General features: G+C 47.3%; 15 protein-coding genes. 5 read left to right on the plus strand and 10 right to left on the minus strand.

Features of this window, described 5'->3' with window-relative positions; all coding sequences use genetic code 11:
• Positions 1-11 precede the first annotated feature (11 nt).
• From qhpC to EYB58_RS07980, 6 genes are all read right to left on the minus strand, one after another.
• Positions 12-335 carry a quinohemoprotein amine dehydrogenase subunit gamma gene (gene qhpC, locus EYB58_RS07955; protein WP_111954548.1) on the minus strand — a complete coding sequence of 108 codons (324 nt, stop codon included), beginning with the start codon at positions 333-335 and terminating at the stop codon, positions 12-14.
• Between the two features lie 66 nt (positions 336-401).
• A complete protein-coding gene (locus EYB58_RS07960) occupies positions 402-1,247 on the minus strand; it encodes a transporter (RefSeq protein WP_111954550.1) in 846 nt (281 codons plus the stop codon).
• A gap of 119 nt (positions 1,248-1,366) precedes the next feature.
• Entirely contained in the window at positions 1,367-1,690 is a 324-nt protein-coding gene (locus EYB58_RS07965; protein WP_163354298.1) for an SPASM domain-containing protein, read from the minus strand.
• Positions 1,623-2,531, minus strand: coding sequence for a radical SAM protein (locus EYB58_RS07970; protein ID WP_111954554.1), 909 nt, complete (start codon positions 2,529-2,531; stop codon positions 1,623-1,625). The genes EYB58_RS07965 and EYB58_RS07970 overlap by 68 nt, the downstream gene beginning before the upstream one ends.
• A gap of 7 nt (positions 2,532-2,538) precedes the next feature.
• Entirely contained in the window at positions 2,539-4,176 is a 1,638-nt protein-coding gene (gene peaA / locus EYB58_RS07975; RefSeq protein WP_111954556.1) for a quinohemoprotein amine dehydrogenase subunit alpha, read from the minus strand.
• A gap of 66 nt (positions 4,177-4,242) precedes the next feature.
• Complete coding sequence (locus tag EYB58_RS07980) at positions 4,243-5,667, minus strand: aldehyde dehydrogenase family protein (protein WP_111954558.1); 1,425 nt, start codon at positions 5,665-5,667, stop codon at positions 4,243-4,245.
• Between the two features lie 553 nt (positions 5,668-6,220).
• Between EYB58_RS07980 and EYB58_RS07985 the strand changes: the two genes are divergently transcribed.
• Positions 6,221-7,660, plus strand: coding sequence for a sigma-54-dependent transcriptional regulator (locus tag EYB58_RS07985; protein ID WP_131072027.1), 1,440 nt, complete (start codon positions 6,221-6,223; stop codon positions 7,658-7,660).
• A gap of 115 nt (positions 7,661-7,775) precedes the next feature.
• On the opposite strand, the gene EYB58_RS07990 is transcribed toward EYB58_RS07985, so the two are convergent.
• Positions 7,776-9,494: an ABC-ATPase domain-containing protein gene (locus EYB58_RS07990; protein WP_111960803.1), complete on the minus strand. Its 1,719-nt coding sequence runs from the start codon at positions 9,492-9,494 to the stop codon at positions 7,776-7,778.
• 93 nt (positions 9,495-9,587) lie between these two features.
• The gene (locus EYB58_RS07995) at positions 9,588-10,079 is read right to left on the minus strand and encodes a hypothetical protein (protein ID WP_111960801.1); all 492 of its coding nucleotides are present in this window, start codon (positions 10,077-10,079) and stop codon (positions 9,588-9,590) included.
• A gap of 385 nt (positions 10,080-10,464) precedes the next feature.
• On the opposite strand from EYB58_RS07995, the gene istA reads away from it, so the two are divergent.
• The 4 genes from istA to EYB58_RS08015 all read left to right on the plus strand — a co-directional run bounded on the left by istA (position 10,465) and on the right by EYB58_RS08015 (position 14,064).
• Positions 10,465-11,721, plus strand: a complete 1,257-nt coding sequence (gene istA / locus EYB58_RS08000; protein WP_163354685.1) for an IS21 family transposase — start codon at positions 10,465-10,467, stop codon at positions 11,719-11,721.
• Complete coding sequence (istB, locus tag EYB58_RS08005) at positions 11,718-12,461, plus strand: IS21-like element helper ATPase IstB (RefSeq protein WP_242637588.1); 744 nt, start codon at positions 11,718-11,720, stop codon at positions 12,459-12,461. The genes istA and istB overlap by 4 nt, the downstream gene beginning before the upstream one ends.
• 136 nt (positions 12,462-12,597) lie before the next feature.
• On the plus strand, positions 12,598-12,810 hold the full coding sequence (locus EYB58_RS08010) for a hypothetical protein (RefSeq protein WP_111960819.1): 213 nt from the start codon (positions 12,598-12,600) through the stop codon (positions 12,808-12,810).
• 120 nt (positions 12,811-12,930) lie between these two features.
• Positions 12,931-14,064 carry a sigma-54 dependent transcriptional regulator gene (locus EYB58_RS08015; protein ID WP_131072028.1) on the plus strand — a complete coding sequence of 378 codons (1,134 nt, stop codon included), beginning with the start codon at positions 12,931-12,933 and terminating at the stop codon, positions 14,062-14,064.
• Between the two features lie 91 nt (positions 14,065-14,155).
• Here the strand turns inward: EYB58_RS08015 and EYB58_RS08020 are convergent, their stop codons facing one another.
• Complete coding sequence (locus EYB58_RS08020; protein ID WP_111960871.1) at positions 14,156-14,452, minus strand: DUF2726 domain-containing protein; 297 nt, start codon at positions 14,450-14,452, stop codon at positions 14,156-14,158.
• Between the two features lie 235 nt (positions 14,453-14,687).
• A complete protein-coding gene (locus EYB58_RS08025) occupies positions 14,688-16,064 on the minus strand; it encodes an IS4 family transposase (RefSeq protein WP_131072014.1) in 1,377 nt (458 codons plus the stop codon).
• Positions 16,065-16,068 lie beyond the last annotated feature (4 nt).

The following is a 16,068-nucleotide window of genomic DNA, read 5'->3' on the forward strand; positions in this document are numbered from 1 at the left end:
TATGTCTCCTTTTATCGTTTGTTTACGAAATTAAGGTTTCTCCAGTCCCGTTCAATGGCCTGGCACTGGTTCTGATAATGGGGAAAGTTGGTCACATTGTCCGGGGTCTGGGCCGGCCACCAGCAGGTTTCGGAACAGGCGCTGAAATCCCTGGCACTGGACAGGCAGTTGCTCATGGGGGGTTCGGGCCGGGGATTGGTTTCCCACCCGGTGTCAAAGATCGTGGTGCAGCCGATGGGCATGCTGGTCATGATGGGATTGTCCGACATTCCCTGGACCTCATGCGCCAATTTTTTTGCTTTTTTATTCAGTGGTTTTAACCCTTTTTTCTTCATCTGATCCTCCTTAAGTCTTTGTAACGGTATGACATTGGCTTGTTTCTTGAGTCGGTAACCCCCATGTTAAAATATGTAGGTCAGGCGCAGGTAAGTCCAGGAGCCATCTGTATATGCATCAGAGTCAACGTCATGCATGTACCTTAAATTGAGCATGAGGTTTTCCTGAAGTGCATAACCCAGGTTGATGCCTAATTTTAGATTTTCACCCGGGCCATCTATACGATTACCATCGGAATCCTCCTGATCATCAAAATCTTTCCACCATGCAGCCTGGAAAGCCAGACGAAGCTTGTCCGTCACTGCATAGCCGACGGCTGCCTCAAGTTCAAATGCATCCGATACATCTACATCCTGGTCCTCATCTTTCTGCCAGTAGTTCACGCATACGTCCAGAGACCAAGGACCGGGATACCAGCCAAAGGCCAGTTGGTGCTGAAACCACCAGGAATCAGTGCTGACTTCATCTGTGCCTGTCGGGGTATAGACAAATTCCCAGAATGAGAGAAATACTTGTTTTTTAAAATCTTCATATAAAAAGATAAAAGGGCCGACCACCAGATCTCCCAAGCCGTTATACGTACCTATATCTGCGGAGTCGTTATCATTACTTTCAACGGAAATATCCGTTAAAGCAATAATGCCGTTAACTCCCCAGGTCTTTCCAAATACTTTTCCGGCAAAATAAACCGGCCTGAAGGCGGCATAAGCCACGTCCACACCGACATCAAACGTCGTGCCGTCTTCTGTTTTGTAATCAGGCAGATGCTGATACCCGAAATAACTGACAAGGACCTTGGTTCCAACGGGTGCCGAACTGTTGTCCAGGGGATCCAGGACATCGGCTGAAGTCGGGGCCGTTAATCCGGCAAAAGCGATCAAAATAAACAAAGCAAGCCATAATTTTTTCATTTTATTTTCTTATCCTCTATTCATATTTTAAAGTTTTTTGTATCGGTTCATATAACAGCCATGGGCTGACTTGGTCTATCAGTATCCAGGCTCAGCCCACAACGAAACAATAAAGTAATTCAACAAATTATTGAGACTTTCTTATAAATTGATTCAGGCAGCGGCTCATGCCCCCTGAGCATGGACAGGTTGTCCAGAAAATCCGGGACCTGTACGGAAAGCCGGGCATATGCGTTCAGACCGGTTTCAATCCACGATTTAATCCATTGGCAATAGTGCAGATTGGGCGAAAGCAGGCTTCCCTGCCGGATACCGGCTTCATGGTAACAGCCGCCGGCACAGATGGATGCGGCCCAACAGCCATCACAGGGCTTTTTATTGGAAAGCGCCGCATTTTTCCGGAACGCTGCCAGTTTGGGCCGGTGAAAAGCCTGCTTCGGCAAACCCCAGATCCAGCAGATGGGTTAGGGATTGATAGATATCCCCCACCTCTTTGGCCAGGGTGACCCGGGCCACCACCGGTTTGGTCATGCCGGCGCCCAGCAGTTTTTTGACCCCGGGCAGAATCACATCATAGGATGGCGACCCGTCCGGGAAACGGCGGAACCGGTCGTGGGCGGCCCTGATACCGTCAAGGCTCACGGTCATACCAATTCGGTGTTCCCGGATGAATGCAATCACCTTGTCGGTCAGGAGGGTGCCGTTGGTGGTTATGGCATAGGAGATCTTCTTCCCTGAATCCAGGGCTTTCCTGTCTGCGTAGGCAATGGTGTCCGCTATCAGCTTTGTATTGAGCAGGGGCTCCCCGCCAAAGAAAACCAATACCAGATCCAACAGGTTTCCACTGTTGTCAAAAAGAAAATCCACGGCCTGCCGCGCCACGGCCCGGTCCATGGGTGTGGAGACCCGGTCGGTGCCGTTCCCGTCATCGTGGTAACAATACCGGCACATGAGGTTGCAGGCCTGGGTGACATGGAGAACCAGGGTGTTGATGGGCGTGTCAACCGGGTATTCCGGTTGTTCCTTGGCCGATGTCCCTTCAGAGATCAGGACATAACTGGCCAGAAGGTCGGTCCACAATGCCTGTTTTTCCCTATCTGTCCCTTCCATAATGGTAAACAGATCAGATTGTGTAAAAACTTGTCCGGCCGTGCCGTGATCCAGAATAGATCCGGCAGGGGATTGGGGTTCCAGTTCAAATATGGTCCCGGTCCGTGTTAAAAAGACAAATTCTTTGCCCTGGGCCGTAAAGCGTTTATGATCTGCAATTTTTACCTGTTCCATGGGTTGCCTATTTTATTTGGGGGATAAAATCCGGAACCGTGACTGCCAATCTGACCTTGTCGGTCAATTTGCCTGATCCGTCTTCAAATGAAGCGGTTACGGCAATGAGGCCCACGCCTTCTCTGTGCTGCTTTCTGGTTTTAATGGGCCCATAGCTGGTCACCGGTGTATAAAGTCCATTGGCAATGGAGGCGTTCAGGTATTGCATGTCATCATCGTCTTCCCGGGTTTTTTCCTCTGACAGGTGCCATTGGGCATTGACGGGCTCCAGGACCAGGTTGTCCGCAGTCCCCTGCTTGCCGTCCGGGCCAAAGGCAATCCCCCGTGCAACAAACTGAACTCCCTGGGGCGGATAGGCCGCACCGCAGCTGACCCGCGCCCGTCCGATACGGGGGGACACGGCAATGGCATCGACTTTTTCAAATACCTTGAGCCCCTTGTAGGTCAGATCTTTTAAGTTGATGTCAGTCATTCCCACAGACGCCTGCTTGCCCACATCCACGGTCACGGTCAGGCCGGACGGGCCGGACTGGACAATGTCCAACACCTTTATTCCGGCATTGGAAAAGGACAGATCCGCCGGAGACGCATTGGCCGGCAGATTGACGCCTACCAGGGTCAAGGTCTGGGGTTTGCCGGTATTTTTTTTCAGGCTCTGGGGAAAGGCGGCCATGATCCGCGCTGGTCCGTCGGCCTTGTAGAAAGATTCATTGCCGTAAGCATTGGTATCCTGAACCACGATCCACCATTTTCCCTTGAACTCGCCTGTGTCGGCATCCAGGTCAAACACGCCTTCAATTTGTCCGGTTGACGGGGTTGGGGCCAGTTTGTATCTGAGATGGTATTCGCCGTACAGGGCGGCAGTTCCCACGGAAGAAACGGAAACGCCGTTCTCGTATTGTATATTTTTCTGGATACTGTACTCGTCTTCTCCTTTGGCCGTGTCCGGGGTCAGGGTGTAGGTGCCCTGATAATAGCCCATCCCAGGCTGATACCCGGCAATGGTCCAGGAACCGGTTAAATCCTGATCTTTTCTGTTTTTGAGCCACTCCCGGTATTCAGGGGTTTCAAATGGAAGCAGTTTGGACAGGTGCTGATTTAATTCCTTGGACTCTTTGAACCAATTCATTTCCCGCATCTGGGGCACGATAGTGGGATAGTAACCCAGGTGAAGGTTCCGGACTTCGTTCCACTGGCTTTGTGTATTCCGGTGGGATTTGATTTTCCCATAGGTGTGGCACCGGACACAGGCCGTAAAAATGCGCAGTTCTAAATCATTTTTTGGAATTTCCCTGTACTGGCTGTTTTCATCGCTGTTGATATAGGCGATGTTCCTGGACTCCGTGGGTGTTAAGCACAGGTCCCGGCTCAGTTCTTTAATGACCGGATAAAATTCCTCGTCACTTAACGGAGCGCTGTTGAGCCGGATCATCCGGTCCACCACCACTTTCCACTCTTCCATTGTCTTGCGGGTTTCTTCAATCACCTCAAGACGGCCCTGGGGATCTGGTTTGTGGCAGGCCGAACATTTTTGCCGAACCATGGATTGCTCGTTAAAAAGCCCCTCCCCAAAAGCGGGCGACCCTGCTAACAGCACTGATAGCAGCAGGATGACCCCCATGTTCCATTTTGCTGTTTTGCTCATAAATTCATTCTCCTTATTAAAAAAAGAATACGCCCCGGTAATCCGAATCACCGGGGCGTATAACGTCTATTCCTGTGGTGGCTTGGCCACACTGATCACCTGGTTTACGGTATAGGCCTTGAGGCCCTCAAGACCAAATTCAGATCCCACACCGGACAGCTTGACCCCGCCGAAAGGTGCCATGGGATGCAGTTTTCCATGGGCATTGACCCAGACCGTGCCGGCTTCAAGGCGCATGGCCACTTCTTTGGCCTTTGCCGGATCATTGGACCATGCCGATCCCCCCAGCCCCACATCAAGGGCGTTTGCCCGTTCCACAGCCTCATTAATCGTTGAATATTTGATAATGGGCAGGGCCGTGCCAAACTGTTCTTCTTTAACCAGGTCCATGTCGTCGGTCACATCAGCCACCAGGGTCAAAGGATAAAAGTATCCCGGACTGGAAGCGGGTTCACCCCCGCACAGCACCCGGGCACCTTGTTTTTTTGCATCGTCCACATATCGTTTGACAGTTTCCAGCTGCGGCGCATTGCCCAGGGGCCCGATAAGATGGGTTTCATCCAGGCCGTCCCCCACGGGGATTTTGCTTACGTATTCGGTGAATTTTTCACAAACCGTGTCATAGTCATCCTCATGGACATAAAGACGTTTCAGTGCCGCACAGGTCTGGCCGGCATTGATGAAGCATCCCCAGAACAAGGGTTCCAGCAGGGGCGTGATATCGGTTCCCGGCAGGATAATACCGGCATCGTTGCCGCCCAGCTCCAGGGTCAGGCTTTTTAAATTGGACGCTGCCCGGCCCATGATGGTTTGTCCCACGGGAATGGAACCGGTAAACACTATTTTGTCGATCTCCTTGTGGGCTGACATGGCATTGCCGATGTCGGAACTGCCCGAGACCACATTGAGGACCCCCGGGGGCAGCACTTCATTAAGCAGTTCCACCAGACGCAGGGTGGACAACGGCGTGTAGGAAGCCGGTTTCAGTACCACGGTACACCCCACCCGGATGGCGGGCATGATGTGCCAGACCGCAATGAGCAGGGGCCAGTTCCACGGCGTGATGGATCCCACAACGCCGATGGGTTTTCTGACCAGTTCAATGGTGTCCTCCGGGTTTTCGTCCACAAGTTCCGTCTCAAGCTTCAGGGATGCCGTGACCTGGGTCCAGGCCTGGCATCCGCCGGCCTCAAACATGGAGCCGGGTCCGGAAAGGGTTTTGCCTTGTTCACGGGTGATCAGCCGGGCCAGTTCCACCTGGTGCTGTTCAATAATACCGGCCATTTGGTTCATGATCTCCACCCGTTTTTCATCAGCCATGCCCGACCATGCCGGAAACGCCTTCCGGGCCGCGGCAACCGCTTCATTCAGCTGTTCAACCGTGCCCTTGGGGCATTGGGCAAAAACCTCACCCGTTGCCGGATTGATCACGTCGAAAGTCGTGTCTGAAAACACTTTCTCGCCATTGATGATCATCGCATAATCCGTCATTTATTCCTCCTTATTTAAAATAGTATTTTCCCAATGCATACAAATTTGGTGCCCGGGCCGGCCGGAGGCGGGGTGCCCATGTTTTTTGAAAGAGCAATCTGTTGAAAACATACAAAATTGAACAACTTTATTTTTTTGCTAAATTATAAACCGATGGTGATTTCGGATTGCGGTTTATTTCCGGCCGGCAAAAACACCATAAAAAATCCGAAATTTTGGACGCTCTTGTGGTTTTGCCCCAAATTATCCCGGACTTGAGACGGTAACGTTAAGGGAAAGGCTTGTCCCGTATGCATTCTGACAGTGTCCAAAATTTTGGATCGGGCAGAGAGACGCCTTGATTTATCTGGTTTATTGTGTAAAAACGGGCCAGGTTTTGAGCGCCTGTTTAGGAATGAGTCTAAAATAATTTAACCTGGGAGCGCGGGCGTCTCGCCCGCATATAGCAAAATGGGCAAGTTATTTAAGACCCGTTCCTTAAAAATTGGGGGGAATTGGTTCTCATCCTTATGAAATTGCAGCCGATTCATCAATCTTTAAACAGGCCCTGAACATGGACATCCGTATCAACCTGGAAAATGGAGAACGTACCGTGGCCGCCATCCTGATCGTTGATGACGATCCTATTTTTTGTACCCCTTTTACGGCTTATCTAAAAAAACTGGGGCACCAGTGCCAGACGGCCCAGACGTTTTCCCAGGGAGCGGCACTTGCCCGGGACGTGGATTTTGACGTGGTGTTTCTGGATGTCCTCCTGCCTGATGCCAATGGTCTGGAGTGCATCAATTATTTTATTAATGCCTCGTCATCCCCGGAATTGATAATCATCACCGGAAAATCGGAGCTCTCAGGGGCGGAAATGGCCTTGGAAAACGGGGCCTGGGATTATCTGGAAAAACCCCCTGCCTACGACGACGTCAAACTCACCCTGAAGCGGGCATTACAGTTCAGGGACAATAAAATGGTCTCGCCCACCCGGGAAGGTTTCAAATCGGATTTTATCATCGGCCGGAGCCCTGTTTTGAAAAAATGCCTGGATCTGGTGGCCAAATCGGCCCGGACAGACGGTAACCTTTTTATTTCCGGAGAAACCGGTACCGGCAAGGATTTGATCGCCAATGCGGTTCATCTGAACAGTGAAAGATCCGGCGCCCCGTTCATTGCCGTGGACTGCACCAACCTGCCGGACACCCTGGTTGAAAACCTGCTGTTCGGCCATGCCAAAGGCGCCTTTACCGGTGCCGTAGACAAAAATGAAGGACTGATCAAACAGGCAGACAAGGGAACCTTGTTCCTCGACGAGATCGGGGACCTGTCCACGGCCGCCCAGAAATCCATTTTAAGGGTGCTCCAGACCAAAACCTTCCGCCCTTTGGGAATGAATAAGGAACTGAGCTGTGATTTCAGGTTGATTTCCGCCACCAACCGGGATTTGCAAGCTATGGTGAAACAAAGGACGTTCAGGAAAGACCTTTTCTATCGCCTGGTCACCCACCACATTCACCTGCCGCCTTTGCGGGAACGGCCCGATGACATCGTGCTTCTGGCCGATTATTACATGGAAAAAATCTGCGCCCAGTTTGGTATCCGGCCAAAGGCCATGTCCGATGATTTTATTGATACCCTGATGGTGTACGACTGGAAAGGCAATATCAGGGAATTGATCTCCGTGCTTCATGCCGCCGTGGCCAGCGGCCTGAACGAACCCCGGCTCAATCCCCACCATTTGCCCGTGGCCCTGAGGATTTTTTCCAGGAAAAAGACATGGGAGGAACAGCGCCCCCTGGAACAGGGCATTGAAAACGGGCTCGGGACGGATGAAACCGGATTTCCCTGCCTGAAGGATTTCAGGCACCTGAATGAATCCCAGTACCTGGATGCCCTGGTTCGATTGTCCGGGGGGCATATTGAAAAAGCCTGCAGCATGGCCGGGGTATCCCGGTCCGGACTCTACCACCTGCTGGAAAAGCATAACAAAAAATTGAATCCATAAAAGTCGGATTAAGGCAATATGGATTGTCAGGCCTTTGTTCCGCTTGTGTTCATGGTCTTGATCACCGGAAAAAATTATGTAGTGAGAAACGGATGAGTGCCGGGGAATAAAACCACTATATCTGATTGACAGTAAAAGACCTCATTCGATTCAAAGCAAAAGCCAATTCAAAAGAGCGGAATTGGGCAAAATAACCGGAAATCTTATCACTGAGAATATCCAGTCCGTTTTTCTCAAGATCTGCCATGACTAAGTCAATTACCTGTTTCAGAGTTCTTTTTCCATTCATATACTTCCTGGCATAAAGCATGGAAAAGCCTATCGCTTTTGTCTGTGACAGCTCAATCAGCTGCTCAAGGTCAGTCAGGTCGATCTTGTTTCGGCCAAAATGCAGGGTATCTATCTCCGTTGTATAGAGACGCCACTTTCCGTACCCACTCATCGGGTCAACACTTTCAGGAACTGGAATGCGCGCTTTAGGCTGAATTGGGAATTCAACATCCTCTTTTGTTCTTTGTGTCGGATGGTTGATCATGATGTCTTTTGCCTGAGCAGAAACATCTTCTGGAAGATAGTTAATCATTTGGATTACATGATCTGCCACTTCAAAATAATCTCCCACCCCACCCAGGGCGAGAATTGTCGATGTCTTATTTTCCAGGTAAAGCTGACGAACTTTATCGATATATGAAGTTATCGGTTCATCTGATTTTTTTACCAGCTTCTGCATATACATATCTCGGATCATAAAATTAGTGGCGCAGGTATCCTCATCCATCAGAATTACCTTTGCACCCATCTCAATGGCCTCGATAATATTTGCCGCCTGAGAAGTACTGCCACTGGCATTTTCAGTAGAAAAAGCACTGGTATCTTCTTGAAAAGGGAGATTCCTGATAAAGGGAGAAATATCTGTTTTAACCACATGTCTGCCGCTATAGGACCGGACCTTCACCGTTTCTATCAATGATACGCACTGTTCTCTGCCGTCCCCGGCTATATGGTTATACACACCCATTTCGATTACTTGCAAAAGGGTCGATTTACCATGATAACCGCCACCGGCAAGCAAGGTGACGCCTTGTGGAATTCCCATGCCGGTTGTTTTTCCGGCGTAAGGAAGATCAATTTCAGTTTTCAAACTTTCAGGGGATTTAAACGGTATTATCGAGTCACTGGTCATGGTGCGGTCACTGATACCGCTTTCCCGGGGCAAAATAGCGCCATTTGCTATAAACGCAAGCAGGCCCAAATCAGATAGTTTCTCACGTAAAAATTCTGCATCTACGGCAGTGTGTATGTGAGACAGTAGCTGATCTCTGCCGGTATTCTCACGATGCAATGACATGTTGACAATTTCGGGCAGCTCTTCAAGCAGCATTTTAACGGCCAGCTTGGCTTTGACGTTTCTTTTGGATGCTGGGAGACCGACAAAACAGCGGATTTCTAAAATGTTTTCATTAATGACAACCGAGCTTCGATCCAGGATTGTCTGGCCTGGTTCATTTATTGTTATGATGCCACTGTACCCGGTTCCCCGTCTTTTGCCGGCAATTTTATTGCTATGGTAGAAAAATTGCCGGGCATAAAAATCCCGACAGGCAATTTCCCTGATTCTTGAACCAATCATGTCATCTTCAATTACAGTATCAGCAAGGGAGAATTGAACCCGATAAATCCCAGTATGCGGAGGGGCGTAAGGGTCTTTGGGTATCTGGTCGATAATTAAAGCAAACTGTTCAAAATCATAGGTTCCGATCAGTGATTGAAAGGCACCATAATCCTTACCGTCTAACGGGGTAATTCTTCTCTGAAGTTGATCTTTTGTCACCATTGTCTTCCCCCGATGTAATTGGATAAATGAAGTCGCTTCTGTTGCTTCTGGGTCGGGTTCACGCAACCTGTTGTTATGTTTTAAGATAACCAGCTATGTAGGCGCTTGGTCTTCATGTAGTTCAAAGCTGCCTTCATTTTCATGTATTTTCCTGAGTTTTGCTTTAACACCAAGTTGCATTTTAATGCTCTCAACATATTTTTGCTCTCCAACAGCAATACTTTGGGACCATTTTTCATCACGGATCAATTTATCTTGTTTAATGCTTTCGTTAATCCACTGACGGTGGGCTTTTTTTAGCATATCCAAAGATCTGGTTCCACGGCGATTACATAAATGCTTGTAATTTATAATAGTATATCTCATTTTTGGTTTTTGGATTTCATTAAAACCGCTCCAACGGCATTCTGAGGGATGAGAGACAACTTCTGCTTGTACCATATTCATATCGATATAAACCAAGCATTTAATGAAATGGGAATCAGACTGAATAGCTGTTGCGTGGTACCGATCTTCCCAGTATGCTCCTTTCCGTTTCTTCCTCATGTAATATTCTTGAGCAGTTTGGCCGGCAACAACCTGCATTGATCAAGGGATTGTATCTCTATTACCGTTATCTGATACCAATAAATGGATATGGTTAGAGGTAATGATATAATTTAGGATTTTGAGTCCGTATTTATTCTTTACCCTGAATAATCGTTCAATCCACCGGTCTCTGTCACGAGCAAATTTTAACAAAAATAGGGGGCAGACCCGGTTTTAGTGCATCAATTATTTTATTAATGCCCCGTCTGTCGATGGTCATGTTAAATTGAGCCAAAAATGGTCATTTAAAACTGAGCCACTAGGGAATTAAACAGGGGGGACCGCAGGATCACTCCCCCCTGTTTAATTTCCCGGGTAAATGCCATCCTGGTAATTTTATCTGGGATAACAGTGGAGTGTTTATGAAAAAAAGGAGATCATTTTGGATATACTGGATCTGCACAGGTCCGGCTTGACCCAGCGGGCCATAGCCCGGCGCCTGGGCATAAGCCGTAACACCGTCAAAAAGTATCTTGAAGCCCCGGAAAGTTGCTTAAAAAATCCAAAGTCATACCATCGCACGAGTATTCTTGATCCTTATCACAACACCATCAAGGCCTGGCTTGACGAAGACGAGTATTACACCGCCACCTGGATTTATGACCGTCTTGTCAACCAAGGATATACCGGTAGTTATGAAACCGTGAAGCGAAAGGTCGGTAAATTCAAGAAACAAAAACAAAAAATTGCCTACATGCGCTTTGAGACCGAACCCGGCCACCAGGCCCAGGTGGATTTTGGAGAATTTCAGGTTGAGCTTCCCGATGGCAGTATAAAGAAGCTGTATCTGTTTTCAATGATTCTGGGATATTCCCGGAAAATCTATACAGAATTGATCGAACGATGCGACATGCCAAGCTTTCTTGACTGCCATATACACGCCTTTGAATACTTCGCTGGCGTCTCGGATCAGATACTCTATGATCGCATGAAAAATGTGTATATCGCCAAGCTGACCGGTAAGGACAAGTTTAATTCAACCCTGATAGGATTTGCCGTTCATTACGGATTTGTTCCCAAAGTGGCCCCCGCTTATGCCGCCTGGGTCAAGGGAAAGGTCGAACGTCCTTATACCTTCATCCGGGAAGGCTTTTGGCGGGGATACGGCTTTGTAAACCTGGTTAGGGCCAACAAGAACCTTTGGTCTTGGATTATAAAAAAGGATGAACGGATTCATGGCACGACCCATGAGAAAGTCAGCACCCGGTTTAAGCGGGAGCAGCCACATTTAAATGCACTGCCTCCCCAGACGTTCGACACCTCGTATCGTATTTACCGGCGGGTGTATAAAGACTGCACTGTCCACTTTCAAGGAAATCGCTATGTCACACCCCACACCCTGGTAGGAGAACAGGTCATACTTCGCCCGAAAGATGGTCAGCTACGTATTCTCCAAAACTGTTGGCTGGTAGTTACCTATGAGATTCCATCAACAAAAGGCAATTTGGTGCAGAAGAAGAGATTCTACGAGGACATGAAAAAGGACATTGACATGAATCGGCGCAAATATCACCACGGTAAAAAAGGTAAGGGACGGGCGAAACAGACTATCAGTCCCCAGAAGCCACAATATGACATGGATGTTGAGGTTCGCTCCATCTCTGCATATGAAGAAATAATGCAGGAGGTGTCTTCATGAGTGATACCCTTGTAATGGATCGTATTGAATCCAACCTTAGCCGGCTAAAACTCTCCCGGATCTATGAAGTTTTAGGCAGCCTTGCCAAAACAGCCGAGGAGCAGGGAAAAAGTTATCTGTCTTTTCTGGATGAACTGCTTGAAGAAGAAGTGGCGGCGAAGGAGCAGCGCCGGATCGAAACCGCATTAAGGATATCAGGACTGCCGTATATCAAAAGCATAGATGATTTTGACTTCGCCTTCCAACCCGGTCTGGATAAACAAAAAATCATGGGGCTTTTTGATCTGAGCTTTATCCGTGAAAAAGGCAATGTGATTTTTCTTGGCCCTCCTGGTGTGGGAAAGACGCATCTTGCGATATCACTTGCGTTGAAGGCATGCCAATCGGGCATGAGTATCTATTTTACTAACATGGAAGATTTGATTATCAAGCTGCGAAAGGATCACGAGGCTGGGAAGCCGGGTAAGGGCCGTGGATACTATAAATCGTCCTTGGTCGTCGTTGATGAAGTGGGTTACACGCCCATCACCCGGGAAGAATGCAATTTATTCTTTCGTTTTATTGCCAACCGTTATGAAAAAAACAGCACCATTATCACATCAAATAAGGCGTTCGGAGACTGGACAGAGCTGTTCCATGACCCGATCATAGTGACGGCCATCCTTGATCGACTACTTCACCACAGCGCCGTCGTTAATATTAAGGGTAACAGTTATAGACTGAAAGGTAAAAAGCCATGAATACGGGCAGTATTAAGGATGGGACGAAAATAACCTCAAAAATGACCCTGTTTTTTTGTAAAGCGTTATACACTTATCTAAAAAGTCCTAATACCAGTCATTTTCAGAGATTGTCTTGCCGAAAGGCGGTATCCATATGTTAGAAAAACGTGGAGGGTACAGGGGAAAGCCAAAGCCCAAACTACCACCACACCTAAAGCGGGTTCATGTCAATGCTCGTATACAAAAGTGGATGCTTGATAAGCTCAAAAGAAGAGGTGAAGTTGGAATAGTGTTGGAATATATATTGATTGAAGCCGGTTTTAAATATCATGACCCTTCAACAGAAAAAAACAAAGGAGGTTTATAGAATGAATCGGGGTGGCTCATTTTTGATGACCATAAATGGCTCAATTTCTGGTGCCCATTGACACCGTCATCCCCGGAATTGATAATCATCACCGGAAAATCGGAAATCTCAGGGGCGGAAATGGCCTTGGAAAACGGGGCCTGGGATTATCTGGAAAAACCCCCTGCCTACGACGACGTCAAACTCACCCTGAAGCGGGCATTACAGTTCAGGGACAATAAAATGGTCTCGCCCACCCGGGAAGGTTTCAAATCGGATTTTATCATCGGCCGGAGCCCTGTTTTGAAAAAATGCCTGGATCTGGTGGCCAAATCGGCCCGGACAGACGGTAACCTTTTTATTTCCGGAGAAACCGGTACCGGCAAGGATTTGATCGCCAATGCGGTTCATCTGAACAGTGAAAGATCCGGCGCCCCGTTCATTGCCGTGGACTGCACCAACCTGCCGGACACCCTGGTTGAAAACCTGCTGTTCGGCCATGCCAAAGGCGCCTTTACCGGTGCCGTAGACAAAAATGAAGGACTGATCAAACAGGCAGACAAGGGAACCTTGTTCCTCGACGAGATCGGGGACCTGTCCACGGCCGCCCAGAAATCCATTTTAAGGGTGCTCCAGACCAAAACCTTCCGCCCTTTGGGAATGAATAAGGAACTGAGCTGTGATTTCAGGTTGATTTCCGCCACCAACCGGGATTTGCAAGCTATGGTGAAACAAAGGACGTTCAGGAAAGACCTTTTCTATCGCCTGGTCACCCACCACATTCACCTGCCGCCTTTGCGGGAACGGCCCGATGACATCGTGCTTCTGGCCGATTATTACATGGAAAAAATCTGCGCCCAGTTTGGTATCCGGCCAAAGGCCATGTCCGATGATTTTATTGATACCCTGATGGTGTACGACTGGAAAGGCAATATCAGGGAATTGATCTCCGTGCTTCATGCCGCCGTGGCCAGCGGCCTGAACGAACCCCGGCTCAATCCCCACCATTTGCCCGTGGCCCTGAGGATTTTTTCCAGGAAAAAGACATGGGAGGAACAGCGCCCCCTGGAACGGGGCATTGAAAACGGGCTCGGGACGGATGAAACCGGATTTCCCAGTTTGAAGGATTTCAGGCACCTGAATGAATCCCAGTACCTGGATGCCCTGGTTCGATTGTCCGGGGGGCATATTGAAAAAGCCTGCAGCATGGCCGGGGTATCCAGGTCCGGACTCTACCACCTGCTGGAAAAGCATAACAAAAAATTGAATCCATAAAAATTGGATTAAGGCAATATGGATTGTCCGTTTAATTTTTGATAACTTTCAATTTCTTATGCTCGCTTCAACTGGATAATTATTTTAAAACCTAACAATACCCTCTGTGTCTGATATTAGTCAATTTTTCTCTCAATCGTTTTTCTTCTTGGCTCTGAATTGTTGAAAAACGAACAAGAGGGATTTTATATTTTTTTAAAATTCCATCTTTAATTCTGTCTTTTTTTAACTGTTCCGGATTATTTGCATGGTATTCATAACCATCAACCTCAACAGCTAAAAAGGGAGATTTGTCCATGCGATTATAAATTATAAAATCCAAATGAGAGTCTCTTGCTACAAATTTTTTTTCAACTTCAGATAACATGGTTTTGTCTCGTATCAGCATCTTCAAAGGATACTCCTCAGTTACTCTCAGGAATTGGAGATCACATCCTGAGAGAGAACATTTTGGATTAGATCGTACATTAAATTTTCCGATTCATGTTTAGAAACTTTCTTTCTGGATTTTTTAAACGTTTCAAATTTTTCGGCATTCTGACTGTATAGCAAGTCAAATATGGAATATATACGGCTTTTGACAACCTCAAGGTTATTATATCTCAACTTTCGGAGGAGTAAATTTACACCCCCAATAATTCCTCAGGCCTACTTGAAAAACCGAAATACTTGAGAGCTTGGCCCATTACCTGATCAAGCATCACTTGAACCATACGCTCGGTAAAATTAAATAATTGCCGAATATTTACCAAAGCTAAACGCATGATCCGCTCCAAAGAAACCATAAAAGACAAATTGGTCATCTCATCGTTACAGGCCCTGAAGAGCTCCCCGAATGATCTCTGATCCATACATTGCCGCTGATAAAGGCTGAGAATATTATACCTGGCAATAACCAGAGATGTATGGCCCACAAGGCCATCGTAATTTCGAATTTGTATTTCCTTCACCAATTTTAAGTGCTGTTTGCACATTTTGAAAAAGACCTCTATATCCCAACGTTTGCCGTACAGACGAATGATTTCTTCATTAGGAAGGGCCAAATCTGTCGACAGGAGTGCAAGCCAGCCACGTTTTTTATCACAGGGAACAAAAATGATTTTTGCCTGCTTGCCGTTGGAAAGAGTAACAATAGCTTGGGCTTTGACTTTTGCTCTTCCTCGTTTTTTCTTCAATTTTCCATAGAGTTCGGACAGCCTAAGCTTTTTGCCTTGATATTCATAAAGCCATTTTGGATGATCTTTCAGCATGCATATGACGTGTATGTATTCCCGCAAATTTGCGATTGCTGACGGCATCGAAAACCAACTGTCCATTAAAATATACTTAGCCCGGACACCCATATCAAGGGCTCTTTTTACCATCGGTACGAGATGGGCTGTGGTTTTTGTAACCGCTTCCTGGCGGCGATGATATCCGCAGGTCCTTTTATCAATATCAGGATTTATTTCATTGTATCGATTCTTTTTGTCTACAGATGATAAAAGGGCAAAATCAAGTCCAAGAAAACTGTTACCGTCAGACCAGCCAAGAGTCAGCATCCGGAATCCTTTGATGTACTTCATATCTGTATGATCAAACACCCGGGATAAAAGCTCGACTTTTTTAGAACGGTTTCTGCTATAGGTAGAATCGTCGAAGATAAGAACTTCTTCAGAAGAATCATCAAGGAGCTTTCTGATGATAAAATAAATTCGGCGGCAGAGCTGAAGGGTAAACCGCCGCCAGTTATATGTTGGAGAGTTCAAAAAATTGTAAGCGGCGTCCTTATCGACATCAACTTTTTTATTTTTCACAATGCCCTGGTATAAATTCTTGTTGTGAAATGCCAAGTTAAATAGGGCTGTGAAAATGGCAAGCGGTGAGGCTCCTTTGGTTTTAACGATTCCTGATTGATTCAATAACTTACCAATTTTGAATTTTGTAAAATAATCATTGAGTACGCCGATTTGTTCTGAATTTGTCATTTGATTTTCTACGTTGGTAAGGGTAGTATTCATTTTG

This window comes from Desulfobacter hydrogenophilus (genome assembly GCF_004319545.1).
GTDB lineage: Bacteria > Desulfobacterota > Desulfobacteria > Desulfobacterales > Desulfobacteraceae > Desulfobacter > Desulfobacter hydrogenophilus.